The organism is Luteimonas colneyensis, from assembly GCF_014836665.1.
Taxonomy (GTDB): Bacteria; Pseudomonadota; Gammaproteobacteria; order Xanthomonadales; family Xanthomonadaceae; genus Luteimonas; species Luteimonas colneyensis.
Window position 1 is genome coordinate 102861 of sequence record NZ_JACSQJ010000005.1, and the last position, 26302, is coordinate 129162.

The 26302-nt window shown below is 70.2% G+C and carries 28 protein-coding genes; 15 read left to right on the forward strand and 13 right to left on the reverse strand.

Annotated features, from left to right (window positions below; genetic code table 11):
• Window positions 1–64 precede the first annotated feature (64 nt).
• From H9645_RS09995 to H9645_RS10005, 3 genes are all read right to left on the reverse strand, one after another.
• Window positions 65–619: a GNAT family N-acetyltransferase gene (locus tag H9645_RS09995; RefSeq protein ID WP_191729558.1), complete on the reverse strand. Its 555-nt coding sequence runs from the start codon at window positions 617–619 to the stop codon at window positions 65–67.
• Window positions 620–671: 52 nt separating this feature from the next.
• Window positions 672–1841 (reverse strand): acyl-CoA dehydrogenase family protein, encoded by a 1170-nt coding sequence (locus H9645_RS10000; protein WP_191729559.1) that lies wholly within the window; start codon window positions 1839–1841, stop codon window positions 672–674.
• A 112-nt stretch (window positions 1842–1953) separates the two neighbouring features.
• Complete coding sequence (locus H9645_RS10005; RefSeq protein ID WP_191729560.1) at window positions 1954–2763, reverse strand: glycine zipper 2TM domain-containing protein; 810 nt, start codon at window positions 2761–2763, stop codon at window positions 1954–1956.
• Window positions 2764–2945: 182 nt separating this feature from the next.
• On the opposite strand from H9645_RS10005, the gene H9645_RS10010 reads away from it, so the two are divergent.
• On the forward strand, window positions 2946–3179 hold the full coding sequence (locus tag H9645_RS10010) for a DUF6116 family protein (RefSeq protein ID WP_191729561.1): 234 nt from the start codon (window positions 2946–2948) through the stop codon (window positions 3177–3179).
• A 5-nt stretch (window positions 3180–3184) separates the two neighbouring features.
• A complete protein-coding gene (locus tag H9645_RS10015; RefSeq protein WP_191729562.1) occupies window positions 3185–3949 on the forward strand; it encodes a TatD family hydrolase in 765 nt (254 codons plus the stop codon).
• A 3-nt stretch (window positions 3950–3952) separates the two neighbouring features.
• On the opposite strand, the gene H9645_RS10020 is transcribed toward H9645_RS10015, so the two are convergent.
• The gene (locus tag H9645_RS10020) at window positions 3953–4789 is read right to left on the reverse strand and encodes a tRNA threonylcarbamoyladenosine dehydratase (RefSeq protein ID WP_191729563.1); all 837 of its coding nucleotides are present in this window, start codon (window positions 4787–4789) and stop codon (window positions 3953–3955) included.
• Window positions 4790–4856: 67 nt separating this feature from the next.
• Between H9645_RS10020 and H9645_RS10025 the strand changes: the two genes are divergently transcribed.
• From H9645_RS10025 to H9645_RS10045, 5 genes are all read left to right on the forward strand, one after another.
• A complete protein-coding gene (locus H9645_RS10025) occupies window positions 4857–5345 on the forward strand; it encodes a hypothetical protein (protein WP_191729564.1) in 489 nt (162 codons plus the stop codon).
• Window positions 5346–5511: 166 nt separating this feature from the next.
• Window positions 5512–5988, forward strand: a complete 477-nt coding sequence (locus H9645_RS10030; protein WP_191729565.1) for a glycine zipper 2TM domain-containing protein — start codon at window positions 5512–5514, stop codon at window positions 5986–5988.
• 72 nt (window positions 5989–6060) lie between these two features.
• Complete coding sequence (locus H9645_RS10035) at window positions 6061–6546, forward strand: DUF456 domain-containing protein (protein ID WP_191729566.1); 486 nt, start codon at window positions 6061–6063, stop codon at window positions 6544–6546.
• Window positions 6547–6626: 80 nt separating this feature from the next.
• On the forward strand, window positions 6627–7742 hold the full coding sequence (locus H9645_RS10040; protein WP_191729567.1) for a phospholipase A: 1116 nt from the start codon (window positions 6627–6629) through the stop codon (window positions 7740–7742).
• A gap of 111 nt (window positions 7743–7853) precedes the next feature.
• Complete coding sequence (locus H9645_RS10045) at window positions 7854–9119, forward strand: phospholipase D-like domain-containing protein (protein WP_191729659.1); 1266 nt, start codon at window positions 7854–7856, stop codon at window positions 9117–9119.
• Window positions 9120–9143: 24 nt separating this feature from the next.
• On the opposite strand, the gene H9645_RS10050 is transcribed toward H9645_RS10045, so the two are convergent.
• The gene (locus H9645_RS10050; RefSeq protein ID WP_191729568.1) at window positions 9144–10670 is read right to left on the reverse strand and encodes a fumarate hydratase; all 1527 of its coding nucleotides are present in this window, start codon (window positions 10668–10670) and stop codon (window positions 9144–9146) included.
• A gap of 93 nt (window positions 10671–10763) precedes the next feature.
• Between H9645_RS10050 and H9645_RS10055 the strand changes: the two genes are divergently transcribed.
• From H9645_RS10055 to H9645_RS10085, 7 genes are all read left to right on the forward strand, one after another.
• A complete protein-coding gene (locus tag H9645_RS10055; protein ID WP_191729569.1) occupies window positions 10764–11354 on the forward strand; it encodes an RNA polymerase sigma factor in 591 nt (196 codons plus the stop codon).
• Window positions 11351–11971 (forward strand): hypothetical protein, encoded by a 621-nt coding sequence (locus H9645_RS10060; protein WP_191729570.1) that lies wholly within the window; start codon window positions 11351–11353, stop codon window positions 11969–11971. Before H9645_RS10055 ends, H9645_RS10060 begins: the two co-directional genes overlap by 4 nt.
• A 15-nt stretch (window positions 11972–11986) precedes the next feature.
• Window positions 11987–12883, forward strand: a complete 897-nt coding sequence (locus tag H9645_RS10065) for a DUF4097 family beta strand repeat-containing protein (RefSeq protein ID WP_191729571.1) — start codon at window positions 11987–11989, stop codon at window positions 12881–12883.
• Between the two features lie 132 nt (window positions 12884–13015).
• A complete protein-coding gene (locus tag H9645_RS10070) occupies window positions 13016–14911 on the forward strand; it encodes an ABC transporter ATP-binding protein (protein WP_191729572.1) in 1896 nt (631 codons plus the stop codon).
• A 161-nt stretch (window positions 14912–15072) separates the two neighbouring features.
• A complete protein-coding gene (locus H9645_RS10075; protein ID WP_191729573.1) occupies window positions 15073–15882 on the forward strand; it encodes a ferredoxin--NADP reductase in 810 nt (269 codons plus the stop codon).
• Window positions 15883–15958: 76 nt separating this feature from the next.
• Window positions 15959–16381: a universal stress protein gene (locus H9645_RS10080; RefSeq protein ID WP_191729574.1), complete on the forward strand. Its 423-nt coding sequence runs from the start codon at window positions 15959–15961 to the stop codon at window positions 16379–16381.
• 93 nt (window positions 16382–16474) lie between these two features.
• Window positions 16475–18694 carry a M3 family metallopeptidase gene (locus tag H9645_RS10085; protein ID WP_191729575.1) on the forward strand — a complete coding sequence of 740 codons (2220 nt, stop codon included), beginning with the start codon at window positions 16475–16477 and terminating at the stop codon, window positions 18692–18694.
• A gap of 302 nt (window positions 18695–18996) precedes the next feature.
• Here the strand turns inward: H9645_RS10085 and cfa are convergent, their stop codons facing one another.
• From cfa to H9645_RS10115, 6 genes are all read right to left on the reverse strand, one after another.
• Window positions 18997–20127 (reverse strand): cyclopropane fatty acyl phospholipid synthase, encoded by a 1131-nt coding sequence (cfa, locus tag H9645_RS10090; protein ID WP_191729576.1) that lies wholly within the window; start codon window positions 20125–20127, stop codon window positions 18997–18999.
• Window positions 20128–20207: 80 nt separating this feature from the next.
• Window positions 20208–21056 carry a DUF3298 and DUF4163 domain-containing protein gene (locus H9645_RS10095; protein ID WP_191729577.1) on the reverse strand — a complete coding sequence of 283 codons (849 nt, stop codon included), beginning with the start codon at window positions 21054–21056 and terminating at the stop codon, window positions 20208–20210.
• Between the two features lie 140 nt (window positions 21057–21196).
• Window positions 21197–21406: a cold-shock protein gene (locus tag H9645_RS10100; RefSeq protein ID WP_132999490.1), complete on the reverse strand. Its 210-nt coding sequence runs from the start codon at window positions 21404–21406 to the stop codon at window positions 21197–21199.
• Between the two features lie 260 nt (window positions 21407–21666).
• Window positions 21667–22386, reverse strand: coding sequence for a pseudouridine synthase (locus H9645_RS10105; protein WP_191729578.1), 720 nt, complete (start codon window positions 22384–22386; stop codon window positions 21667–21669).
• Window positions 22387–22452: 66 nt separating this feature from the next.
• The gene (locus tag H9645_RS10110; protein WP_191729579.1) at window positions 22453–22731 is read right to left on the reverse strand and encodes a GNAT family N-acetyltransferase; all 279 of its coding nucleotides are present in this window, start codon (window positions 22729–22731) and stop codon (window positions 22453–22455) included.
• A gap of 9 nt (window positions 22732–22740) precedes the next feature.
• On the reverse strand, window positions 22741–23562 hold the full coding sequence (locus H9645_RS10115; RefSeq protein WP_191729580.1) for a hypothetical protein: 822 nt from the start codon (window positions 23560–23562) through the stop codon (window positions 22741–22743).
• 206 nt (window positions 23563–23768) lie between these two features.
• Here H9645_RS10115 and H9645_RS10120 point away from each other — a divergent pair, with 206 nt between their 5' ends.
• On the forward strand, window positions 23769–23948 hold the full coding sequence (locus H9645_RS10120) for a hypothetical protein (RefSeq protein WP_191729581.1): 180 nt from the start codon (window positions 23769–23771) through the stop codon (window positions 23946–23948).
• A gap of 1 nt (window position 23949) precedes the next feature.
• Here H9645_RS10120 and H9645_RS10125 read toward each other — a convergent pair whose 3' ends face one another.
• Complete coding sequence (locus tag H9645_RS10125) at window positions 23950–24552, reverse strand: rhomboid family intramembrane serine protease (RefSeq protein WP_191729660.1); 603 nt, start codon at window positions 24550–24552, stop codon at window positions 23950–23952.
• Window positions 24553–24563: 11 nt separating this feature from the next.
• Window positions 24564–26198, reverse strand: coding sequence for a POT-type proton-dependent oligopeptide transporter (locus tag H9645_RS10130; RefSeq protein ID WP_191729582.1), 1635 nt, complete (start codon window positions 26196–26198; stop codon window positions 24564–24566).
• Between the last annotated feature and the right edge of the window lie 104 nt (window positions 26199–26302).

Sequence of the window (26302 nt, forward strand, 5' to 3'; positions counted from 1 at the left end):
GGCAGCGCGGCGACTTCGGGGGTCTGGGAATGCTCGGGCACGAAGCCTGATGTCTCTGCAGCGGTCATGCGGGCAAGCCTTGTCGGCGCGCGAGCCACTGCCTGCGGGTCTGGCCCCACATCTCGCAGGCGGCGTCCTCGTGCGGCGGCGGCAGCTTGCCGGGCCCGAGCAGGGTCGAGCCAAGGCGCCGCGCCACCTGCTTCGAGGCCTCGTTCTCCGGTGCGATGCAGTGGATGAAGTCGTCCCAGCCGAGGTTGGCCAGCGCCCAGTCGATGGTCGCCGGCAGTGCTTCGGTGGCGTAGCCCTTGCCCCAGGCATCGCGGTGGAGCATGTAGCCGATCTCGTTGCCCGGCCACCCGTCCGGCTTCCAGGGCCCGCCTTGCCCCAGCCAGAGGCCGCTGTCACGGTCGATGATCGAGAACATGCCGAAGCCCTGGATCATCCAGGCGCCCGGCTGCTGCAGGAACTTGCGCCAGGCCGCGGCGCGCGGCAGGTGGCCGCCGATCCAGCGCGCCGCCTCTTCGTCGGCCTGCAGTTCGGCGTAGCGCTCGAAGTCCCCGGCCTGCGGCAGGCGCAGGACCAGGCGTTCGGTTTCGATCCTGAGGTCGGCCAGGGACATGTGGCGCTCCGGCAGCAATACGGGCCGCGCCGGTGCGCGGCCGGATGGGCGCTCAGCCGCCGAAGGCGTTGATGCCGGTCAGTTCGCGGCCCACCACCAGCTGGTGCACGGTCTCGGTGCCCTCGTAGGTGATCACCGATTCGAGGTTGAGCGCGTGGCGGATCGGCGAATGCTCGGTGGTGATGCCGGCGCCGCCCAGCAGGTCGCGCGCCTCGCGCGCGATGTCGATGGCCATGCGGCAGTTGTTCCACTTCGCCAGCGACACCTGGGTCGGCTGCATCCTGCCGGCGTCCTTCAAGCGGCCGAGCTGCAGGCTCAGCAGCTGCGCGGACGTGATGCGGCGCGCCCAGTCGGCCATCTTGATCTGCGCGCTCTGGGTCGCGGCCACCGGGCGGTTGAACAGGATGCGCTCCTTGGAATACTCCAGCGCCTCGTCCAGGCAGGCGATCGCCGCGCCGATCGGGCCCCAGGTGATGCCGTAGCGGGCCTGCGTCAGGCAGCCCAGCGGGCCCTTCAGCCCCTTCACGTTCGGCAGGCGGTTGGCCTCCGGCACGCGCACGCCGTCGAAGAATAGCGCGCTGGTCACCGAGGCCCGCAGGCTCATCTTGTGCTTGACCAGCTGGGCCTTGAAGCCGGCGAAGTCCTTCTCCACCACGAAGCCCTGGATGCCGTCGTCGGTCTGCGCCCAGACGATGGCGATGTCGGCCAGGTTGCCGTTGGTGATCCACATCTTGGAACCGTTGAGGATCCAGTCGTCGCCGTCGCGCTTGGCATGGGTCTTCATGTTGGCCGGGTCGGAACCGCCGTGCGGCTCGGTCAGGCCGAAGCAGCCGATCACCTTGCCCGCGGCCATGTCCGGCAGCCAGCGCTTCTTCTGCTCCTCGCTGCCGTAGGCGAAGATCGGGTACATGCACAGCGAGGACTGCACGCTGGCGAAGCTGCGCAGGCCGGAGTCGCCGCGCTCGAGCTCCTGGCAGATCAGGCCGTAGCTGACGTAGTTGAGCTCCGAGCCACCGTACTCGGCCGGAAGCGTCGCGCCGAGCAGGCCGAGGCCGGCGATCTCCGGGATCAGCTCGGTCGGGAAGCGGCCTTCGTCGAAGCACTCGCCGATGATCGGCAGCACGCGCTCGTCAGTGAACCGGGCCACGGTGTCCTGGACGGCGCGCTCCTCCTCGCTGAGCAGGGAGCGGACGTCGTAGAGGTCGTAGGGGTTCAGGGCCATGGAAGCGTTACCGGTGGGCGGAAACCTCGCATTGTAGCCGCGCGGCACGCCAATGAAATGGCCGCGCCCCGGAGGAGCGCGGCCATGCCGGAGGTACGGCTGGCGGCGGGACTCAGCCCCGCGTGGCGCCGCCCTCCACGGCGGCGACCTGGGTCACCACTTGGCCGTCGATCACCGGCAGCCGGTCGCCGGGGCGCTCGTCCATGCGGATGATGCGCTCGACGCCGTCGTACTCGTAGGTCACGTCGTAGCCGACGGTGACCTCGGTGTCGCCAAGGGCGATGCGGTTGGCCGGCTTGCTGTCGGTGCGCATGCTGCCGGTGGTGCCGTCAGGGTTGCGGTAGGTCACGTTGTACGCGACCACGCGCGAGGACTGGGAACTGTCGTGCACGGTGCGGCACTGGCGGTCGACGCGTTCGACCACGCGGCCGCCGACGTGGCGCCGGTCGACCTCGCGGCCCGCAAAGCCGCCACCAACGGCGCCGGCCACGGTGGCCAGCTTGCGGCCGTTGCCGCTGCCGACCTGGTTGCCGACCAGGCCGCCGATCACGGCGCCGGCGACGGTGCCGCCGGTCAGCCCGTCACGCTCGGGCAGGCGCTCCTGCACCACGACGTCCTCGCAGACCTCGCGCGGCGAGCTGGTGGTGCTGGTTTCGCGGATGGCCTCGGAACCGATGACCGTGGCGTACTGCGGCTCGCGCTCGGTAACGGGCTCGATGGCGAGCACCCGGGCGTACTCCAGGCGGCCCTCGGCGGGAAGGGCACTGGCGTCGCCGAAGGCGTCGCCCACGCGGGCATCATCGGCGGCAAGCGAGGCGACGTCGGCGCGCGGGCCGTCGTCGCGATTGCCCTGGAAGGCGGCGACCGCGACGCCGCCGACGAGCAGCGAGGCAAGGGCGATGGCGAGCGTGTTGTTTTTCATGGAAGGCTCCTCGGGGGCGAAACCGGCGCTTGCACGGTCCACGGGTGGGGGACGGGTGGATTCGAACACTTCCCGGCTGAACGGGTGCCGATTGGAGGGCCCCGGACTGCACGGACCGTGAACCCTGCCGCCATCGGGCCCGTGCTAGCGTGCGGATGAACGCGCTCTGCCGGAGAACCACCGTGGCCAATCCCATCCTCGCCCCCTTGCTGGTCTGGCTGGGCCGGCTCAGCTACCCGAAGCTGTTCACGCTGGCCGTCGTGCTGTTCGCCATCAGCGTGGTCCTGCCCGATCCCCTGCCCTTCGTCGACGAACTGCTGCTGGGCATGGGCGCCCTGCTCATCTCGCGTCGCAAGCGCAAGCCGGCGCCGCCGGCCGGCGGCCGCGTCATCGACGGCGAGGCGCGCCGCGGCTGAACGCCATGCTGGTCGATACGCACTGCCACCTCGACGCCGACGAATTCGCCCCCGACCGCGCCGACGTGGTCGCCCGGGCACGCGCCGCGGGCGTCGCGATGCAGGTGCTTCCCGCCACCCACGCCGACGAATGGCCGGCACTGCGCGAGGCCGCTGCGCTCGACCCCGGGCTGCATCCCGCCTACGGCCTGCATCCCACCTTCCTGCGCCACCACCGCGAGTCGCACCTGGCCCTGCTCGAGGAGTGGATCGAACGCGAGCGCCCGGTCGCCGTGGGGGAATGCGGACTCGACTTCTTCGTCGAGGACCTGGACGCGGATGCGCAATCGCGCTTCTTCGAGGGCCAGCTCGCCATCGCGCGCGACGCCGGGCTGCCGGTGATCGTGCACGCGCGCCGCGCGGTCGACCAGGTCACCGCCGCCATCCGCCGCATCGGTGGCCTGCGCGGCGTCGTGCACAGCTTTTCGGGCAGCCGGCAGCAGGCGGAGAAGCTCTGGGAACTCGGCTTCATGCTCGGGCTGGGCGGACCGGTGACCTACGCGCGCGCGAACCGGCTGCGCACGCTGGCCGCGGACATGCCGCTGGAGTTCCTCCTGCTCGAGACCGACGCCCCCGACCAGCCCGACGCCGGCCATCGCGGCCAGCGCAACGAGCCGGCGAGATTGCGCATGGTCTGCGACACCATCGCCGGCCTGCGGGACGTGGCGCCGGAGGACGTGGCGGCGGCGACCACGGCCAACGCGCGCCGCCTGTTCGACCTGCCAGGCTGAGGTCTATGCGTCCGCGTCAACGCGGGTGCCGGTCGGCGCGGCGTCCCGCGGCTGCGCGCGTGCCAGCAGCATCTCCAGTGCCTTGCCCGCCGCCGCGAACGCGAATGCGCCGGTGATATGGGTGGCCGCCCCCAGGCCGCCGCCGCAGTCGAGCTTGAAACCGTCCTCGCCGCCGACCTGTGGCCGCAGGCCGCACACGCTGCCGTCCGCCTGCGGGTAGCGCACATTCTCCAGCGAATACACCGCCGGGATGCCGAAGTAGCGCTTCGGGCCCTTGGGGAAGTTGAACTCCGCGCGCAGCTTCTTGCGCACCAGCGCGAGCATCGCGTCGTGCTCGGTCCTCGACAGGTCGCGGATACGCACGAGGGTCGGATCGACCCGGCCGCCGGCCGAGCCCACCGCCACCAGCGGCAGCTTGCGGCGCCGGCACCACGCGATCATCTCGACCTTGCTGCGAAAGCTGTCGCAGGCGTCGACCACGAGGTCATGGCCCCGGTCGAGCAGCTCCGCGAGGTTGGAGGGCGTCAGGAAGCTCGGCACTTCATGGACCACCATCGACGGATTGATCGCGCGGCAGCGCTCGGCCATGGCGCTGACCTTGGCGCGGCCGTACTGGCCCGCCAGCGCCGGCAGCTGCCGGTTGGTGTTGGAGACGCAGAGATCGTCGGCGTCGATCAGCGTCAGCGTGCCCACGCCGCTGCGCGCAAGCGCTTCCGCCACCCAGGAGCCGACGCCGCCGAGGCCGACCACGGCGACATGGCAGGCGGCGAAGCGCTCGACCGCGCCGCGGCCATAGAGGCGGTCGATGCCGGCGAACCGCTCGTTCCAGTCTGCGTCCATCGGCGCATTTTACCGGTGCGCCCGCATACAATCCCGCTTCCGTCATCTGCACCACAGGAAGCAGCGCATGTCGACGCCCCAGCCGCAAGCCACGCCGGTCGATCCCACCAGGCCCCGCCCGCCGCGCAAGGCGCCGTCGGCGGCCGGACGCTACCTGTTCCTGTTCCTCCTCGGCCTGGTGCTCGGCATCATCGCGGTGGTCATGCTGCTGCGCGCCCTCGAGGGCCGGAAGACCTGGCAGGACCACTACCCCACCGCGGCGATGCAGCTGATGTCGGCGCATTCCGCGCAGCTGCGCCAGAAGCTCGAGGCCAACCGCTGCGCGGCCACCGACGTGCTGCCGCACCTGCAGGCGCTGCGCACCCTGGGCAACGACCTCGACCCGGCCTTCCCCGACCTGCGCGACAACACCCGCTTCGCCGGCCACACCGGCAGCTTCCGCGCGACGCTGGACGACGCGCTGGCATCACCGCCGATGAACTGCGCCGGCCTCAAGAGCACGCTCGAAGCCATCGGCAGCGACTGCAAGGCCTGCCACACCGACTTCCGCGGCTGACCCGCGGACCCTCCGCGCGCCGGCCCGGCGCGCGCAGGATGAACGACGCCTGCACGCGGACGCCGGCCGGCCGCGACGGCCGCCCCGATTGATTGGCCGTTCACGGCCGCCTGACTAACGTCGGCTGCGAGGCATCTCCCCGGATGCCATGCAGGAGTCTCCCCCGATGAAGGCCAGACTGATCAGCGCCAGCGCGATCATCGCCGCAGCCACCCTGGTGGGCTGCGCAAGCACGTCCCCCGGGTATTCCAGCGGCGGCTACGGCGCCGGTAGCTATGGCACGTCCGCCCGCTGCGACACCTGCGGCGTGGTCACCCGCATCGACCACCGCGCACGTGCGTCCAATACGCCCAACGCCACCGGCGCCGTGCTCGGCGGCATCGTCGGTGCCGTGGCCGCGCGCGAGATCGCGGAACGCAATACGGACAGCGATGGCCGCACCAACACCGCCACCGTGGCGGGTGCGGTCGGCGGCGCCGTCGCCGGCAACGCCATCCAGAACCGCGTGCAGGGCCAGTCGGTCTACGACATCCACGTCCGGCTGGACAACGGCCGTATGACGGTGGTCACCCAGAACGATCTGGGCGGCATCCGCGAAGGTTCGTACGTCAACGTCGCAAACGGGCGCGCCTTCGTCCGCTAATCCCCAACGATCCATTCTCTCTCCCTTTGACGGCCCGCCACGCGGGCCGTCCTTCTTTGGCAGACTGCGCCCATGGACCTGCAGACCCTCTACTACGCCATCGCGGTGATCCTGGTGCTGGTCGGCATCGCCGGCACTATCCTGCCGGCGCTGCCCGGCCTGCCGCTGGTGTTTGCCGGCATGCTGCTGGGCGCATGGGCCGGCGACTTCGCCTATATCGGCGTTCCCACGCTGGTGGTGCTGGGTGTCCTGACGGCGTTTTCGCTGGTGGTGGATTTCTGGGCCACGGCGCTGGGCGCAAAGCGGGTAGGCGCCAGCGGCAAGGCGGTCGCGGGCGCGGTCATCGGCACGTTCGTGGGCATCTTTTTCGGCCCCATCGGCCTGTTCGCGGGGCCATTCATCGGCGCCCTCGCGGGCGAACTGCTGCATGGGCGCGACGTCGGCCAGGCCACGCGGGTCGGCTTCGGCACCTGGCTCGGGGTGGTGTTCGGCACCGTCCTCAAGCTGGCGCTCGCGTTCACGATGGTGGGCCTGTTCGTGCTGGCCTGGGTGTTCTGATCCGCCGCGGCGATCGCCGGGCCGCGGCCGGGCGGGCGGGACGATACACTTCCGCGCCGACGCCTCCGGAACCCGACGCCATGGAACGACGCCACTCCGCACCCCTGCTGCTGGCCTGCGTGCTCCCGGTCACGGCCCCCGCGCAAACGCCCGCGGCCACAGCGCCCACGGCGCTCGAGGCCTGCGTCGCCATCGAAACCGCCGCCGAGCGCCTGGCCTGCTACGACGCCGTCGCGCGGCGCGTGGCTCCGAGCCCGCAGGAAGCCGACGCGGCGGCAGCCGCGGCCGCCGCGGTGGTCCCCGACGCACCGGTGCGGGCAGCGGACACCAGCAGCGACATGTTCCCGCACGACGCCGACCCGCGGCGCGCGCTCGCCAACGCCGGCCGCGGTTCGCTGCTCGACAGCCGCTGGGAACTGGCGGCCGATTCCAAGCTGGGCACCTTCAACATGCGGGCCTACAAGCCGGTGTACCTGCTGCCGGCGTTCTGGAGCAGCGATCCCAACCGCCGCCCGACCTCGTCCCTCGACGGGCAACCGCTGGAGATGGACGGCACCGACAGCATCGAGACCAAGTTCCAGATCAGCTTCAAGACCAAGGCGGTGGAGAACCTGTTCGGCGACAACGGCGACATCTGGATGGGCTACACCCAGAGCTCGCGCTGGCAGGTCTACAACACCGACAACTCGCGGCCGTTCCGGGAAACCAACTACGAGCCGGAAGTCCTGCTGGTCTTCCGCAACAACTATTCGATCGGCGGCTGGAAGGGCCGCATGGCCGCGGTGGGCATCAACCACCAGTCCAACGGCCGCGGCGACCCGATGTCGCGCAGCTGGAACCGGATCATGTTCAACGTCGGCCTCGACCGCGAGGACTGGGCGGTGACCTTCCGGCCATGGATCCGCATCGGCGACGGCAGCGACGACGACAATCCCGGCATCGAGGACTACATGGGCCGCGGCGACGTGACCGTCGTGCACACGCGCGGCGACCAGGTCTTCTCGCTGATGGCGCGGCACTCGCTGCGCGGCGGCGACCGCTCCCGCGGCGCGCTGCAGTTCGACTGGGGTTTCCCGATCAGCAGCCACCTGCACGGCCATCTGCAGCTCTTCAGCGGCTACGGCGAGAGCATGCTCGACTACGACCACAGGGCCACCTACGTCGGCCTGGGCATTTCGGTGCTGGACTGGTTCTGAGCCGCGGCAACGGGGGTTTCACGCGCCGCTGAATGCGGCCGGGGCACAGTGCGGCTCCGGCGTCCATCGCCGAGGAAGCCGATGAGCCTCAGAACCTGGAGCCGCAAGCACATGGCCTGGACGATCGTCCTGACCGCCGCGATCACGGTGCTCGCCGTGGTGCTGGCGATGAACTTCTCCACGCCGGAGAAGAAGATCGAACGCAAGATCGAGCATCGGCACGCGATCGCCGACCCGCAGTTCCGGCGCGAGATGTCGGTGCTGCTGGGCCCGGCCATCCTGCCCGGGAACCATGTCATCGATTACGAGAACGGCGACGAGATCTTCCCCGCGATGCTGGGCGCCATCGCTTCGGCGCAGAAGACCATCACCTTCGAGACCTACATCTACTGGTCCGGCGACATCGGCAGGAAGTTCGAGCTCGCGCTGTCCGAGCGCGCGCGCGCCGGGGTCAGGGTGCACCTGCTGGTGGACTGGGTGGGCAGCATCAAGATGGACGAGGAGATGCTGCAGTCGATGCAGGACGCGGGCGTCGAGGTCGAGCGCTACCGTCCGCTGCACTGGTACAACCTCGGCCGCATGAACAACCGCACCCACCGCAAGCTGCTGGTCATCGACGGCAAGGTCGGTTTCACCGGAGGCGTCGGCATCGCCGACCAGTGGACCGGGCACGCCCAGGATCCCGACCACTGGCGCGAGGCGCACTTCCGCATCGAGGGGCCGGCCGTGGCGCAGATGCAGTCGGCGTTCAACGACAACTGGATCAAGACCACCGGGACCCTGCTCAACGGACCGGACTATTTCCCGCCGCTCGAGCGCGTCGGCGACATGGATGCCCATCTCTTCATCGCCTCGCCCGCCGGCGGCAGCGAGAGCATGCACCTGATGTATCTGTCGGCGATCGCCGCGGCCGAGCACACGATCGACCTCACCGCGTCCTACTTCGTCCCGGACGAGCTGATCATGACCGCCCTGGTGGCGGCGCGGAAGCGCGGCGTGCGCGTGCGCGTGCTCCTGCCCGGCAAGCACATCGACTCGGAGACGGTGCGGCTGTCGTCCAAGGCCAGCTGGGGCGAACTGCTCGAGGCCGGCATCGAGATCCACGAATACCAGCCGACGATGCTGCACGTGAAGCTGCTGGTCGTGGACGGCGAGCTGGTGTCGCTGGGCTCCACCAACTTCGACATCCGCTCGTTCCGCCTCAACGACGAGGCCAGCCTCAATGTCTACGACCGCGGCTTCGCGGCGCGCATGACCGAAGTGTTCGAGCGCGACCTGCAACACGCGGTCCAGTACTCCCACGAGATGTGGGAGAACCGGCCTCTACGCGAGAAGCTTGCGGAGAAGTTCGTCAGGCCGATCCGGTCGCAGCTGTAGCTGCTCCTACGGAGGCGGCTGTGATCAGGCGGTTTCGATCACCTGCAGCGGAATCTTCCCGATCCGGGACTGCCACTCGCGCGGCCCGGTCTCGTGCACGGAGACGCCCGTCGAATCGACCGCCACCGTCACCGGCATGTCCTGCACGGTGAACTCGTAGATCGCCTCCATGCCGAGGTCCTCGAACGCGACCACCTTCGCCGCCCTGATCGCCTTCGACACCAGGTAGGCCGAGCCGCCCACCGCCATCAGGTAGGCCGAACCGTGCTTCCGGATCGCCTCGATCGCCGCCGGGCCGCGCTCGGCCTTGCCGACCATGCCCAGCAGGCCGGTCTGGGACAGGATCTGGTCGGTGAACTTGTCCATGCGCGTGGCCGTGGTCGGGCCGGCCGGGCCCACCACCTCGCCGGCCACCGGATCGACCGGGCCGACGTAGTAGATGAAGCGGCCCGCCAGGTCGACCGGCAGCGCCTCGCCCTTGTTCAACATGTCGACCATGCGCTTGTGCGCGGCGTCGCGGCCGGTCAGGAGGCGGCCGTTGAGCAGAAGGGTCTCACCCGGCTGCCAGGTCGCGACGTCCTCGCGCGTCACCGTGTCGAGGTCGACGCGGCGGCCCTTCGAGGCGTCGTACGTGATCTGCGGCCAGTCCTCCAGCGAAGGCGGATCCAGCATCACCGGGCCGCTGCCGTCGAGGGTGAAGTGCGCGTGGCGGGTGGCCGCGCAGTTGGGGATCATCGCCACCGGCAGGTTCGCCGCGTGCGTCGGGTAGTCCTTGATCTTGATGTCGAGCACGGTGGTCAGGCCGCCCAGGCCCTGGGCGCCGATGCCCAGCGCGTTGACGCCGTCGAAGATCTCCAGGCGCATCTCCTCCAGGCGGTTGGCCGGGCCTCGCGCCTTGAGGTCGACGATGTCGATCGGCTCCATCAGCGCTTCCTTGGCCAGCAGCATCGCCTTCTCGGCGGTGCCGCCGATGCCGATGCCGAGCATGCCCGGCGGGCACCAGCCGGCACCCATGGTCGGCACGGTCCTCAGCACCCAGTCGACGATCGAATCCGACGGGTTGAGCATGGCGAACTTCGATTTCGCCTCTGAACCACCGCCCTTGGCGGCCACGATCACGTCGACCTTGCCGCCCGGGACCACCTTGAAGTTGACGATGGCGGGCGTGTTGTCGCCGGTGTTGCGGCGCTTGCCGGCCGGATCGGCCAGCACGCTGGCGCGCAGCTTGTTCTCGGGCAGGTTGTAGGCGCGGCGCACGCCCTCGTTGGCCATGTCCTCGACGCCCATGGTGGCGTCGGGCCAGCGCACGTCCATGCCGATCTCGAGGAAGACGGTGACGATGCCGGTGTCCTGGCAGATCGGGCGGTGGCCCTCGGCGCACATGCGCGAATTGATCAGGATCTGCGCCATCGCGTCCTTGGCCGCCGGGGACTCCTCGCGCTCGTACGCCGCCGCCAGGTTCCGGATGTAGTCCACCGGGTGGTAGTAGCTGATGTACTGGAGGGCGTCGGCGACGCTCTGGATGAAGTCTTCCTGGCGGATCTCGGTCACGGCGGGCTCGGATGGCGGGCTTGGAACGCCCATTTTAAGCCCGTCCGCACGCGCGGCTTGAACCCTTCGCCGCGACGGTGCATCCGACCCGATATGCTCGATGCCGCCATGACCGACAGCCCGCAAGCCCAGGCCGCCGACGCCGGGGACGGCGACCACGCCCTGGCGCTGGCCGCGGCGGCCGGCGACACGGAGGCCTTCGAGGCGCTGTACCGCCGCCACAGCGCGCGCGTCCACGGCGTGGTGCTGCGCCTGGCCGGCTGGCAGCGCGCCCGGGCCGAGGACCTGGTGCAGGAGGCCTTCCTGCGGGCCTGGGAGGCCCTGCCGGGCTGGCGCGGCGAGGCCGCCTTCGGCACCTGGTTGCACCGGCTGGCGGTGAACGTCGCGCTGATGGACCTGCGCGCCCGCCGCGTCCGGCCGGTCCTCGACGGCGACGACGATGACGCGCTCGACGCCCTGCCGACCCTGGACTCCCCGGGACACGCCGCCGCGCTGGCCATCGACCTCGAGCGCGCCGTCGCCACCCTGCCGCCGCGCGCCCGCGCGGTGCTGGTGCTGCACGACGTCGAAGGCTGGACCCACGGCGAGATCGGCGCGGCCCTCGACATGGCCACCGGCAGTTCCAAGTCCCAGCTGCACCGCGCGCGCGGCCTGCTCCGCGCGCGCCTAGGAGAGACGCCATGAACATCGGCCCGGACCGGCCCGACGACCACCCCGCTCCCCTGCCCGACACGCTCGCGTCCGGACTGCGCGCGCTGCGGGTCGACACTCCCCCGCGCAGCGACCTGTGGCCGGCGATCGCGGGCCGGCTGGAGCCGCGCGCTACCGCTGCAGGCATGGCCACGACCGTGTCGCCACCCCCCCGCGCCTCACGGCGCGCCGTCCGGCACCCGGGCGTCCGGCGCCGCAACGCCGGCTATGCCGCGGCGGCCGCCGTGGTGCTCGCCGCGGGCATCGGCTGGCAGCTGTGGCCGCCGGCGGACGCACCCGGGACCCTTCCGCCCCCCGGCACCATCGTCGCCACCGGCGCGGTCGCCGAAGCCGACGCCCCGCTGCTGCGCGCCGCCGATGCGCTGGCGCGCGAGTACCAGGGCGCGCTGCGCGAGGTCGACGCCGGTGCCGCGAACCCGCTGGCCGGCGCCAGCCACGCCGGGGTCGTCACCACCCTCGACGCCGAGCTCGAACGCAGCGCAACCGAAGTCCGCGCCGCTCTCGCCCGTGATCCCGACGCGCTGCACCTGTTCCATCGGCTGCAGCGCATCTACGCCCACCGCCTGGCGCTCAGCCTGCGCCAGGCCTGACCAAGGAGCCTTCCCATGTCCCGATCCTTTTCCGGCCTCGCCCTCGCGGGCCTCGTCCTCGGCGGCCTTGCCCTGCCCGCCTTCGCGGCCACCCCCATCAACGAGACCCGCCCGCTGGATGCCCGCGGCGAGATCGAAGTGTCCAACCTCAAGGGCAGCATCGAAGTGCGCACCTGGGACCGCAACGAGGTCCGCATCACCGGCAGCCTGGGCGAGGGCGTCGAGCGCCTCGAGATCGACGGCAGCGGACGCAAGCTGGCAGTGCGCGTGCGCTACCCGCGCAACAGCCACAACACCGAGGAGACCGTCCTGGTGCTCGAAGTCCCGCGCCAAGCCAGCCTCGACGTCGATTCGGTCGCGGCCAGCGTCGACGTGCAGGGCATCGCCGGCGAGGAGCTCGACATCGACAGCGTCAGCGGCACGGTGGTGGCCGTGGGGGCGCCGCGCAAGGCCGGGATCGAGAGCGTGAGCGGCGACCTGAGGCTCAACCTCAACAGCCGCGACGTCGAGGTCGACAGCGTGAGCGGCAAGGTCTCGCTGCGCGGCCGCATCGCCGGCGCGGTGGAGGTGGAAACGGTGTCGGGCAACATCGACGTGGACACCCGCGGCGAACGCCCGTCGCGGCTGGAGCTGAGCACGGTGTCGGGCGACGCCAGCGTGCGCAGCGGCATCGCCGACGCCGGCCGCTTCAGCTTCGAATCGGTCAGCGGCGACCTCCGCCTTTCGCTTCCGGCCAGCGCCTCGGCGCGGGTCGAGGCCTCGACCTTCAGCGGCGACATCGACGCCCCCGGCGCCAACGTGGTGCGCAAGCGCTACGGGCCGGGTGCAAGCCTCGAGCACCGTTACGGCAAGGGCGATGCGTCGATCGCGATCGAGACGTTCTCGGGCGACGTGCGCGTGGTCCTGGAGTAATCGTCCGTACGGTCGGCGGGAGCAGGTCCCGCCGACCGCGGTGGCGGCCGCTGCCCGCGACGCCCGGTCGCGGCGGCCAGGTGGCCTTCCGCCTCACTCCCACGCTCACGCCGCTCGCGGCATGATGCCCCGATGTCGACCCCAGCCCCCGGCGCCGCCGCCCGCACCGCTCCCCCACCCGATCCGCAGGCCGGACGCCCCTCGTTCCGCGAGCGCGTCAACGCCCTGCGCAACCTGCCGCCCTTCCTGCGCGAGATCTGGCGCACCAGCCGGCCGCTGACCCTCGCCACCATGACGCTGCGCCTGCTGCGGGCGCTGCTGCCGGTGGCGATGCTCTACCTGGGCAAGCTGATCATCGACGAGGCCATCGGCCTGGTGGGGGCCGGCGCCATCGGCGGCGGCATCGCCGAGGCCTGGCGCAGCGGCGTCCTCGACCACCTGGCCCTGCTGCTGGCCGCCGAGTTCGGGCTGGCGATCCTGTCCGACCTGCTCGGCCGCCTGGTGTCCTACTGCGACCAGGTGCTGTCGGAGATGTTCACCAACGCCGCCAGCGTGCGCCTGATGGAGCACGCGGCCACGCTCGACCTCGAGGACTTCGAGGACCCCGAGCTGCAGGACCGGCTGGACCGCGCGCGGCGGCAGACCATGGGCCGCATGAGCCTGATGGGCCAGCTGTTCGGCCAGGTGCAGGACATCGTCACCATCATCAGCTTCGCCGCCGGCCTCCTGGTCTACGCGCCCTGGCTGATCCTGCTGCTGGCGGTGGCCCTGATCCCGGCGTTCATCGGCGAATCGCACTTCAACGCGCTGAACTATTCGCTCAACTTCCAGTGGACAGCCGAGCGCCGGCAGCTGGAATACCTCCGCCAGACCGGTGCCAGCGTCGACACCGCCAAGGAAGTGAAGATCTTCGGGCTGCACCGCTTCCTGGTGGAGCGCTTCCGCACGCTGTCGCAGGCCTTCCTGGTCGCCAACCGCAGGCTCGCGCGGCGGCGTGCGTTCTGGGGCACGCTGCTGGCCGCGCTGGGCACGCTGGGCTACTACGTGGCCTATGCCTACATCGCCTGGCGCACGGTGCGCGGCGACTTCACCATCGGCGACCTGACCTTCCTCGCCGGCAGCTTCCGGCGCCTGCGCCAGCTGCTGGAGGGCCTGCTGGTGGGCTTCTCGCAGGTGGCCGGCCAGGCCATGTACCTCGACGACCTGTACTCCTTCTTCGAGATCCAGCCGGAAATCGTCTCGAAGCCCGGCGCCTCCGCCATCCCGCGCCCGATCACCGCCGGCTTCGTGTTCGAGAACGTCGGCTTCCGCTATCCCGACGCCGCCCGCTGGGCGCTGCGCCACGTCGACCTGGAGCTGCGCGCGGGCGAGGTGCTGGCCCTGGTCGGCGAGAACGGCGCCGGCAAGACGACGCTTGTGAAGCTGCTGGCGCGCCTGTACGACCCCGACGAGGGCCGGATCCTGCTCGACGGCCGCGACCTGCGCGACTACGACCTCGACGACCTGCGCGCCAACATCGGCGTGATCTTCCAGGACTTCGTGCGCTTCCACATGACCGCGGCCGAGAACATCGGCGTCGGCCAGATCGACGCCATGGGCGACCGCGACCGGATCGAGGCCGCCGCCCGCCGCGCCATGGCCGACGAGGTCGTCGCCGGCCTGCCGCTCGGCTACGACCAGGTCATCGGCCGCCGCTTCAAGACCGGCGTGGACCTGTCCGGCGGCCAGTGGCAGAAGATCGCCATCGCCCGGGCCTACATGCGCGACGCCCAGGTCATGATCCTCGACGAGCCCACCGCCGCGCTCGACGCGCGCAGCGAGTACGAGGTGTTCCAGCGCTTTCGCGAGCTGTCCGACAACCGCACCGCGATCCTGATCTCGCACCGCTTCTCCAGCGTGCGCATGGCCGACCGCATCCTGGTGATGGCCGACGGCCGGATCGAGGCCAGCGGCACCCACGACGAGCTGATGGCCGCCGGCGGCCGCTACGCCGAGCTGTTCGAGCTCCAGGCCGCCGGATACCGCTGAGCCAGCCCCTCCCTCCTGCCCGCCCCCGCCCTGTAGGAGCAGCTACAGCTGCGACCCGTATCGCTGTCGCCAGATCGGGGTCGCAGCTGTAGCTGCTCCTACAGGGCGGAGGCGGGGGCGGCGTACAATGGGCGGGCTTCCTCCCCTTCAGATGGTCCCGCATGTCCTCCGCGTTTGGCACCGAGACGGTGCTGGACGTCCGTCACTGGACGGACGACTACTTCAGCTTCACCACCACCCGCGACGACGGCTTCCGTTTCGACAACGGCCAGTTCGTGATGATCGGCCTGCCGGTCGAGCAGCCCGGCGGCGGCACGAAGCCGCTGATGCGCGCCTACTCGATCGCCAGCGCGAACTGGGAAGAGCAGCTCGAGTTCTTCAGCATCAAGGTGCAGGACGGCCCGCTGACCTCGCGCCTGCAGCACATCAGGCCCGGCGACGAGATCCTGATCGGCCGCAAGCCCACCGGGACGCTCCTGATCACCGACCTGCACCCCGGCCGCAACCTCTACCTCCTGGGCACCGGCACCGGCCTGGCGCCGTGGATGTCGGTGATCAAGGATCCCGAGACCTACGAGCGTTTCGAGCGCGTGGTGCTGTGCCATGGCGTGCGCCACGAGGCCGACCTCTGCTACCGCGACTACATCACCCGCGAGCTGCCCCAGCACGAGCTGCTGGGCGACATCCTGCGCGAGCGCCTGGTGTACTACCCGGCCGTGACCCGCGAGGACTTCGTGTTCGAGGGCCGGCCGCAGCGTGGGCGCCTGACCGACCTGATGGCCACCGGGCAGATGATGGCCGACCTGGGCCTGGATCCGCTCGATCCCGCGCGCGACCGCGCGATGATCTGCGGCAGCCCGGCCATGCTCGCCGACTTCCGCGCCCTGCTCGATGGCCGCGGCTTCAAGCCTTCGATGCGCATCGGCGCGATCGGCGACTACGTGTTCGAGCGCGCCTTCGTCGAGAAGTGAGCCGGCAGGCGCCGTGCCCAGGCGCCCGCCACCGCGTAGAATCCCGCCCATCACGCACGAGCCGAGGAAACCCCGCATGAAGATCCTGGTCGCCGTCGACGGCAGCGATATCAGCGTCCGCGCCGCGAAGCACGCCAATGCGCTTGCGAAAAGCCTGGCCAAGCCCGCGAAGATCTTCCTGGTGGCCGTGGACGCGGCTCCCTTCCCGGGCGTGGTCAGCAAGATCGGCAAGGATGCGATGGACAGGATCCATGCCGAAAACCACGAGCGCATGCTGGCCCCCGCACGCAAGGCGCTGGCCCGCAGCAAGGCCGACGTGCGCGAGCTGGCCGTGGTCGGCGAGCCGGCCGAGGCCATCCTCGCCGCCGCCGGCAGCAACAGGGTCGACATCGTGGTGATGGGCTCCCACGGCCGCGGCTCGGTCAAGGGCATCCTGCTCGGCTCGGTGTCGAGCAAGGTGATCGCCCAGACGGACATCCCGGTCACGATCGTCCGCTGACCACGGCGGCAGCGGCACCGTGCCATTCGTCACGGGAGCCGCCGCGGCCGCCCGGGGTACCCTAGGGGACTCAGCCCCGCAAGGAATTCCCTGATGAAGCATCCGCTGTCCCTCGCCCTGGCCGTCGCCCTCGCCGGCGCGGCCATGTCGCCCGCCTTCGCCCAGACCAGCAGCGCGGAGTCCGCCATGTCCGCCAGCGCCGAGGCCCTCAAGGGCAATCCCTTCGCGGCCGAAAGCACCCTGCCGCTGCAGTACCCGCACTTCGACCGCATCAGGGACGAGCACTTCGCCCCGGCCTTCGACGCCGGCATGGCCGAGCAGCTGGCCGAGGTCCGCGCGATCGCCGACAACCCCGAAGCGCCGACGTTCGAGAACACCATCCTCGCCCTGGAGACCAACGGCGAGACCCTGGGCCGCGCGATGCGCGTGTTCTTCAACCTGGTCGGCACCGACACCAACGACACCCGCAAGAAGCTGCAGGCCGACTACTCGGCGAAGTTCGCGGCCCACCGCGACGCGATCGCGCTGGACCCGAAGCTGTTCGCGCGCATCAAGACCCTGCATGACAAGCGCGACAGCCTGGGCCTGGACGCCGAGGGCGTGCGCCTGGTCGAGGAGTACTACAAGGACCTGGTCCGCGCCGGCGCCGCGCTCGACGAGGGCCAGAAGGCGCGCCTGAAGGAGATCAACTCCGAGCTGGCGACGCTCGGCACCACCTTCAGCCAGAACGTGCTGGCCGAGGTCAACGATTCCGCCGTGGTGGTCGACACCGCCGCCGAGCTCGAAGGCCTGACCCCGGAGCAGATCCAGACCGCCGCCAACGCCGCCAAGGCTCGCGGCCACGAGGGCAAGTACGTCATCACCCTGCTCAACACCACCGGCCAGCCGCCGCTGTCGCAGCTCGCCAACCGCGAACTGCGCGAGCGCATCCACAAGGCCTCGGTGGTCCGCGGCGCGCGCGGCAACCAGTGGGACAACACCGCGCTGGTGTCGCGCGTGCTCGAGCTGCGCGCCGAGCGCGCGAAGATGCTGGGCTTCGACACCTACGCCGACTACGTGCTCGACGGCGAAACCGCCAAGACCACCGAAGCCGTGAACGCCATGCTCGGCCAGCTGGCCCCGGCCGCCGTCGCCAACGCCCGCCGCGAGGCCGGCAAGCTGCAGGCCATGATCGACGCCGAGCAGAAGGCCAAGGGCGAGCCGACCTTCCAGCTCGAGCCTTGGGACTGGGCCTACTACACCGAGAAGGTGCGCAAGGCCGAGTACGACTTCGACGAGTCGCAGCTGAAGCCCTACCTGGAAATGAAGAACGTGCTGGAGAACGGCGTGTTCTTCGCCGCCACCCAGCTCTACGGCATCACCTTCAAGCCGCGCAACGACCTGCCGAAGTACCACGAGGACACCTGGGTGTACGAGGTGTCCAACGCCGACGGCAGCCAGCTCGCCTTCTTCATCTTCGACCCCTACGCGCGCGACTCCAAGCGCGGCGGCGCCTGGATGAACTCCTACGTCTCGCAGTCGGAGCTCGAGGGTACGAAGCCGGTGGTGGCCAACCACCAGAACATCCCCAAGCCCGAGGCCGGCAAGCCGACGCTGCTGACCTGGGACGAGGTCACCACGATGTTCCACGAGTTCGGCCATGCCCTGCACGGCATGTTCTCGGACGTGAAGTACCCCTACTTCTCCGGCACCAGCGTGCCGCGCGACTTCGTCGAGTTCCCCTCGCAGGTCAACGAGATGTGGGCCGACTGGCCGTCGATCCTGGCGAATTACGCGAAGCACCACGAAACCGGCGAGCCGATGCCGCAGGCGCTGCTGGACAAGGTGGTCGCGACCGCCAAGTTCAACCAGGGTTTCGCGACCACCGAGTACCTGGGCGCGGCCATGCTCGACCAGTACCTGCACCAGCTGCCGGCCGACCAGCTGCCGGAAGCCGGCGAGATCCTCGCCACCGAGGCCGCCGCGCTCAAGGCCGCGGGCGTGGACTTCGCCGCGGTGCCGCCGCGCTACCGCACCACCTACTTCAGCCACATCATGGGCGGCTACGCGGCCGGCTACTACGCCTACATCTGGTCCGAGGTGCTGGACGCCAACACCGTGGCCTGGATCGAGGAGAACGGCGGCCTGACGCGTGCCAACGGCGACCGCTTCCGCGCCACGCTGCTGTCGCAGGGCGGCAGCAAGGACGCGCTGCAGCTGTTCAAGGACTTCTCGGGCAAGGAGCCGGACATCCGCCCGCTGCTGGTCAAGCGCGGCCTGGACGGCGCGGTCGAGGACGGCGCCCCGCCGGCCCAAGCCACCCAGCAGGACTGACGCGACCCCCACTTCCCCCGCTCCGGCGGGGGAAGTGCTTTCCACACGCGCCACCCTTCCGCGCGCCACCCTTCCGCGCCACCCTCCTGTAGGAGCAGCTACAGCTGCGACCCGACGTGCCGGCAACAACCGGTCGCAGCTGTAGCTGCTCCTGCAGGGACCGGAGCGGCATCGACCGGAGCGGCATCGATGGAAGCGGCATCGATGGAAGCGGCATCGATCGGATCGCCAGCGGCCGGGCAACAGCGGCCGGAGCGACATCGATCCTTGCCATCGCCCGGGCTCCGCCGACCGGCACCCCTTCAGCGCGGCACGACGATGCCGCCGGGCACGCCCTCCGGCGACAGCAGCAGCTGCCACAGCTGGATCCGCCGGGTCCGGAAGCTGGCCATCGAACCGGCGAGGTAGTAGCGCCACATGCGCCGGAAGCGCTCGTCGTAGCGGGCCGGCAGCCGCTCCCAGGCCGCCTCGACGTTGTCACGCCAGGCCTGCAGCGTCAGGTCGTAGTCGGCCCCGAAGTTGTGCCAGTCCTCGATCACGAACAGGCCCTCGCTGGCCTGCGCCACCTGGCGCGCCGACGGCAGCATCGAGTTCGGGAAGATGTGCCGCGCGATCCACGGGTCGGTGCGCCGGCGCGAAAGGTTGCTCCCGATGGTATGCAGCAGGAACAGTCCGTCCGGCGGCAGCAGCGAGCGCACCAGGTCGAAATAGCCGCGATAGTTGCGTACGCCGACATGCTCGAACATGCCGATCGACAGCACCCGGTCGAAGCGTTCGCCGCGCAGTCCGCGGTAGTCCTGCAGCCGGAATTCCACCGGCAGGCCTTCGCAGAGGGCGGCGGCAAAGGCCTGCTGCTCGCGCGAGATGGTCACGCCGACGCCCTCGATGCCATAGCGCTCGGCGGCGAACTTCAGCATTTCGCCCCAGCCGCAGCCAATGTCGAGCAGGCGCATGCCCGGGCGCAGGCCCAGCTTGCGGCAGGCCAGGTCGAGCTTGGCTTCCTGGGCGACGTCGAGCGAGGCCGCACGCCGGCCGTCGCGGTCGTGCCAGTAGCCGCAGCTGTACACGAGGCGGCGGCCGAGCATGGCCTGGTAGAGGTCGTTGCCGAGATCGTAGTGGCGCTCGCCGACGGCGAAGGCGCGCCGCCCAAGCTGCAGGTTCCGCAGCCGCGCGGCCAGCGCGTCGCGCAGGTCGGCCGCGCCGCGCACGCGGCGGTCGACGCGCGTGGCCAGCAGGCGCGCCAGCAACCCGTCGAGCGAGCGCGCGTCCCACCAGCCATCCATGTAGGCATCGCCCAGCGCGAGCGATCCCCCCGCCAGCAGTCGCGCCGGCAGCCTGGCATCGTGGACCAGCATGTCCCAGGGCCTGTCGCCGTCGATCCGCACGTCGGCCGCCGCCAGCAGGCCGTGGACGCGATCCCTGAACGGGTGCATCGCACGCTCCCGAAGGGCCCGCTGCGGATCCTAGCCCCCACCGCGGGCGCAGGCCAGCGGCGGCGGGCGGAGGGTGCGGCTCAGCCGGCGACGAAGAGGTCGCGGTACTCCGGGGCGAGGTGCGGCAGGAGCACGGACGCCGGCACTTCCACCGTCTGCATGCCGTCCGAGTACGGGCCGACCTGGTAGGGCGGGAACACGAAGCGCAGCGCGCGCAGGCGCCCACCTTCGCCCGGCACCGGTTCGAACTGCGCGAAGTTGCCGGGTTCAGGGGTGGTGCCGTCATCGATCATCCGGCTGCCGCTGCCCATGAGCTTCGCGCGGTCGGCCGGCTCCACGGCGTCGGCGTCCAGGCGCTGCGACAGCGCCGCATGCAGGGAGTCGCGCACGAAGGCGGAGATTTCGTCCCAGCCGCCCGGGTCGGCGAGCAGCGCCTCGGCGCGCAGCATCTCGTCGCGCTGCGGCAGCCACACGAAGCGCGCGACCAGGGGATTGCCGTGGGCCCCGCCGGTGTAGAGCGTGCCCCAGGCCTGCACGGCCACCACGGTGGGCGTGTCCATCAGCACTTCGTAGGCAAGGGTCAGGTCATAGGGAATGCCTGCGCTGCCGGCGGCGGGGTCGTGGGCCTCGACGGCCTCCATCAGGTCGCCGCGCGCGGCATCGGCGTAGCGCTTGAGCTCCGCGGCCAGCCCCGGGTAGCGCTCCATGCCCGGCGGATAGCTGATCCCGAGGATGTAGCGCGGATCGCTCTCCATCACGTCCTCCAGCCGGACCGGGCCTTCCGCCGCGGCCGTGCCCCCGACCGCCGCCTCCGGAGCCGCAGGGCTGTCTGCGGTGCCGGCGTCCGCGACGTCGGCCTCCCGGCGGCAGCCTGCAAGCGCAAGCGCCAGCAGCAGCGTCAGCGCCACGACCCTGTGTGTGCGATGCATCCCGTATCCCCCCGTGCCAGTCAGCTGTGTGAAAAGGCTAGCCCGGCGCGCGTGATGCCTGCGATCACAAGCCCTCGCGCACACGAAAAAGCCCCGGGCGTCGCCGCCCGGGGCCTGGTCTTTCGCGAGGAACGCGGGCCTTAGATGGCCTGCACCTCGTCAGCCTGCAGGCCCTTCTGGCCCTGCACGACCTTGAACGAGACCTTCTGGCCTTCCTGCAGCGACTTGAAGCCGGTGCCCTGGATGGAACGGAAGTGCACGAACAGGTCCTGGCCGCTCTCGGGGGTGATGAAGCCGAAGCCCTTGGCGTCGTTGAACCACTTGACGGTGCCGGTCTGACGATCGGACATGGTGTTACTCCTTGGAACAGTTTTTGGATTGGCACGGTCCGCGATGCGGATCCGAGACTGCGAAGCAAGGGGTAACACAGGAACGATGGAGCGGATCGTCAGGACCCGGCCGTGACCGGCCTTGAAACCTTGGATCTACCGCACCGGAGCCACGATGTACCGTGATCCCGCTTTGAACAGTGGACGCACCATACCGCACTTTCGATTGCAAATGTGAATGCCGGATGCCGGCCGTCGGCGCGCCGGCCACCGAGGCACCGCTACCAGGCCTCGCGGCTGGGGAGCAGCGCCGCCAGCTCCGCGTCGCTGAGGTTCCGCCAGCGCCCGGGCTTCAGGTGCCCGAGCTGGACCGGGCCGATCCGCACCCGCACCAGGCGCTTCACCCGGTAGCCGAAGTGCGCGGCCATCAGGCGGATCTGGCGGTTCAGGCCCTGCACCAGGGTCACCCTGAAGCCGTAGCGGCCGAGCTTGCCGGTCCGGCACGGCAGGGTGACCTCGCCGTGCACCGGGACGCCGCGGGCCATCCCGCGCAGGAACTCGTCGGTCACCGGGTTGTTCACCCCGACGAGGTACTCCTTCTCCAGCCTGTTCTCCGCGCGCAGCACGGCGTTGACGATGTCGCCGTTGCTGGTGAGCAGGATCAGGCCCTCGGAGTCCTTGTCCAGGCGGCCGATCGGGAAGATCCGCTCCTGGTGGCCGACGAAGTCGACGATGTTGCCGGCCACGCCGGTTTCGGTGGTGCAGGTGATCCCCACCGGCTTGTAGAGCGCGATGTAGACGTGGCGCCGCTTGCCGGGCGCCGTGCTGCGGGCGCGCAGGGGCTGGCCGTCGACCAGCACCTGGTCGCCCTCGCCCACCTCGGCGCCGACCCGGGCGCGGATCCCGTTGACGGTGACCCGGCCCTCGCCGATCAGCCGGTCGGCCTCGCGGCGCGAGCAGGCCCCGGTCTCGCTGATGTGCTTGTTCAGGCGGATCGACACGGGGCAGCCTTGCGAAAAGGGGGCGCAAGTCTGCCAGATCGCGGACGCCCGCGCCCGCAGTGCCGTTCAGCGCACCAGGTCGGCGTACTCCGGGTGCCGGCCCACCCAGGTGTTGGCGTAGTCGCACAGGGGCCGCACCTTCCAGCCTTCGGCCCGGGCGTGGTGGAAGGCGGCCTCCACCAGCTTGCCGGCGATCCCGCGGCCACCGATGGCCGACGGCACGCGGGTGTGGGTGATGTGCATGATGCCGTCGGCCATTTCGTAATCGAGGTTGGCGACGTGGCCGTCGACCTCGGTGACGAAGCGGCCCGGGATGCCGTGGTGGGTGATGTCGATGGCGGACATGGCCGGCTCCTATTCGGTGTCGCCGCGATGGTCGCGCTTGCCCTGATTGTAGCGGTCGCGCGTCGAACTGCTGCCGTGGATCGAGGCCATCCGCGACTCGCCGGCATGGAGGTCCCGGGCCTTGCCGGCGGCCTGCGGCGACTGGAATCCGGGCTGGGGAACGTGGTCGGCGACGGGATCCAGCGACTGCCAGGGCTGGGGGCTGCGGGCGCGGGCCTGCTTTTCCTCGAGCAGGCGGCGGGTGTTTTCCAACGCCCGCTCCGGCGACACGCGCCGGGCCGCCTTGCGGGTGGCGGGCTTCCTCGCCGGGGCTTTCCCGACCGGGGCTTTCTTCGCGGAGGCCTTCCTGGCCGCGACCTTCTTCGCAGCCGTCTTTGTGGCAGCGACCTTTTTCGCACTGGCCTTCTTCGCGGCGACCTTCTTCGCGGCTACCTTCTTCGCGGCTACCTTCTTCGCAGCGACCTTCTTCGCACTGGCCTTCTTCGCAGCGGCCTTCCTGGCGGGGGCCTTCTTCGCGACCCGCGCGGCCGCCCTGCCCAGCGGCGCCTCCCGGCGCGCGTCGCTGAAGCGCTGCAGCAGCTCCACCAGCAGGGCTTCCTTGCGGGCGGTGCGGTCGGCGACGCCATCCCGGGCGTCGCCACGCTTCCGGGCCGCCAGGCGCTGGCGCTTGAGCAGGTCGCGGGCGCGGTCGCGTGCCGCCCGCGTCCGCTCGACCCGGCTGGCCAGGGCCACGCGGTCGAAGCCACGGAGGGCATTGGCGCGGCTGTCGTCGAACAGCCGCATCTCGGACGTGTTGAGCAGCGCGCTCGCCTGGGCTCGGGTAAACGCCATGGGCAACCTCCATCGGGTGGGATGCCAAGAGGCTTAGCACGCGGATGATTCAGGCCCGGTGAGCGGGTCCCGGCACGTCACAGCCCGCCGGAGCGGATCCAGGTGTGACCTGCAGCGTCACCCGGCAGCGGGCACAGCGCCGCGCGGACGCGGTTGGCACGCTTGATGCATCGCCAAGGGGACGCACACCACGGGGAGTTCCCGCCATGCACGCCAACCTCGATACCAGCGCCGAGCACGAAGCCGTCACCCGCCTGTTCGAACTCGCCCGCACCGGCGCCGTCGACAACATCGAGTTCAACCAGCTGGACTCGCTGGTCTATTCCCGCCTGCTCGAGGCCTACGACTTCGACCAGGCCGGCACCGGCGGCGAGTCGATTTCCTGATTCAGAACGACGGCGACGCCAGCCGCGCGAGGAACACCTCGACCACCCGCGGCTCCATCATCACCGTGAACAGCACCCCGTAGCCCGCGCCCCAGAGATGGGCGCTGTGGTTGACGTTGTCGCCACCGCGCCGGTCCATCCAGATCGAATAGCCGACGTAGAGCACGGCGTAGACGATCGCCGGCACCGGGATGAAGAACACGAAGATCAGCGTCCACGGCTGTACCAGGATGAACGCGAACAGCACCGCCGACACCGCGCCGGAAGCGCCGAGACTGCGGTAGGACGGATCGCGCCGGTGCCGCAGGTAGGTCGGCAGGATCGCGACCAGGATCGCCGAAAGATAGAACAGCGCGAAGCCCAGCGCCCCGATGTAGGGCGTGAACAGCGCTTCGACGTGGCGCCCGAAGAAGTACAGCGTGATCATGTTGAACAGCAGGTGCTGCCAGTCGGCGTGCACGAAGCCGTGGGTGACCAGCCTGTCGTACTGGCGCTGCCGCTCGACCGCCGGCGGCCACAGCAGCAGCCGCTCCAGCAGGCGCCGGTTGCCGAAGGCCTGCCAGGACACCAGCACCGTCAGTGCGAGGATCGCAAGCGTCACCATCCCCTCGCCCATCAGCCGGCTCCCGACACGCGGTAGTTGTCCTGCATCGGATAGCGTCGCGCGTACGCCGCGAACGCCGCCGCCGCCACGAAGGCGAAGCCGGCGAAGAAGAACATCAGGAACGCGTTCTCGCTGAGCCCCGTGTTGGCGATGGCCGCGGTCACCGCGTCGTTGCGCACGCCGGCGTTGGTGAGCAGCACCCAAAGGCTGCCGAAGGTGCTGGTGAGGTACCAGAAGGCCATGATCACGCCCTTCATCGCCATCGGCGCCTGGCTGTAGGCGAATTCGAGTGCCGTTGCCGACACCAGCACTTCGCCGAAGGTCAGCAGCAGGTAGGGCAGCGCCTGCCAGGTGATCGAGACCTGCTCGCCGCCGTCGATCCACAGCTGCAGCACGCCGGCCACGATCCAGGAGACGCCGGAGATCGCGATGCCCCAGCCCATGCGCCGCAGCGCGGTGACCTGGAAGCCCATGCGCCGCAGCGCCGGGTACAGCACCAGGTTGTTGAACGGGATGAGCAGCATCACCAGCAGCGGATTGAGCGCCTGCATCTGCGCCGCGTCCTGGATGAGCCAGCTCGGCCACCACCAGGCGCCGTGCGGGATCACCATCTCGCGTCCCTGGATGATCCAGGTCGACGCCTTCTGGTCGAACAGCGACCAGAACGGCGTCACCAGCGCGAACACGATCAGGATGCGCAGCACCGCGCGCACGCCGTCGACGGCGGCGTCGGGATGCGCCCCGCGCGCGCGCTCGAGCTGCATCGAGGCGCCGATGCCGCCGCCGGCGATGATCACGCCCAGCGCGAGGCAGGCGGTGATGACGAAGCCGAAGGACTCCGGCCACCACGTCGGCCAGCCCGCCGTCGCATGCCCCGCCCAGCCGAGCAGCATGGCCACCGCCAGCACCAGCGCGCCGCGGGCCACGATGCCGCCCGCGTTGCCACCGTCCGCGCGCCAGGCCAGCGCGCTGCGCACCACCTTCATGAAGCCGTGCGGGTCGTTCGTCGACGGCGGCACGTTGACGTACTGCCTGCGCCCCATCCAGAACACGAAGGTGGCGATGAACATCAGCACGCCGGGGATGCCGAACGCGACCGCCGGGCCATAGTGGCGCAGGAACAGCGGCGCCAGCAGCGAGGCGAAGAACGAGCCGAAGTTGATGATCCAGTAAAACGCGTCGAAGACCAGCTTCGCCTTGTCCTTGTTGCTCTGGTCGAACTGGTCGCCGCAGAAGCTCACCACCAGCGGCTTGATGCCGCCCGAGCCCAGCGCGATCAGGAACAGGCCGGTGTAGAAGCCGGTGGCGTTGTTCTCGAACAGCGCCAGGCAGGCATGGCCGGCGCAGTACACCAGCGAGAACCACAGCACGGTGTTGTACTTGCCGAAGTAGCGGTCCGACAGCCAGCCGCCCAGCAGCGGGAAGAAGTACACGCCGATGACGAAGCTGTGGAAGATGTCCTTGGCGGCGCCTTCGCGGTCCGGGCCGGCGGGCAGGTAGCCGAGCAGCACCGAGCTGATGAGGAACGGCACCAGGATGTTGCGCATCCCGTAGAAGCTGAAGCGCTCGCAGGCCTCGTTGCCGATGATGTAGCGGATCTGGCGCGGCATCCTGCCGGAGTCGGTGGCAACCTGGGCTGTGCTCATGCGATACGGGCGCTTTTCGGGGCGGAAGCGTGAAGGCTAGCGCATCGGGAACCGCGGCGCTTTGGCCGAAAGGTCATGTGCGGTCATCATGGGCGGGTCCTTTC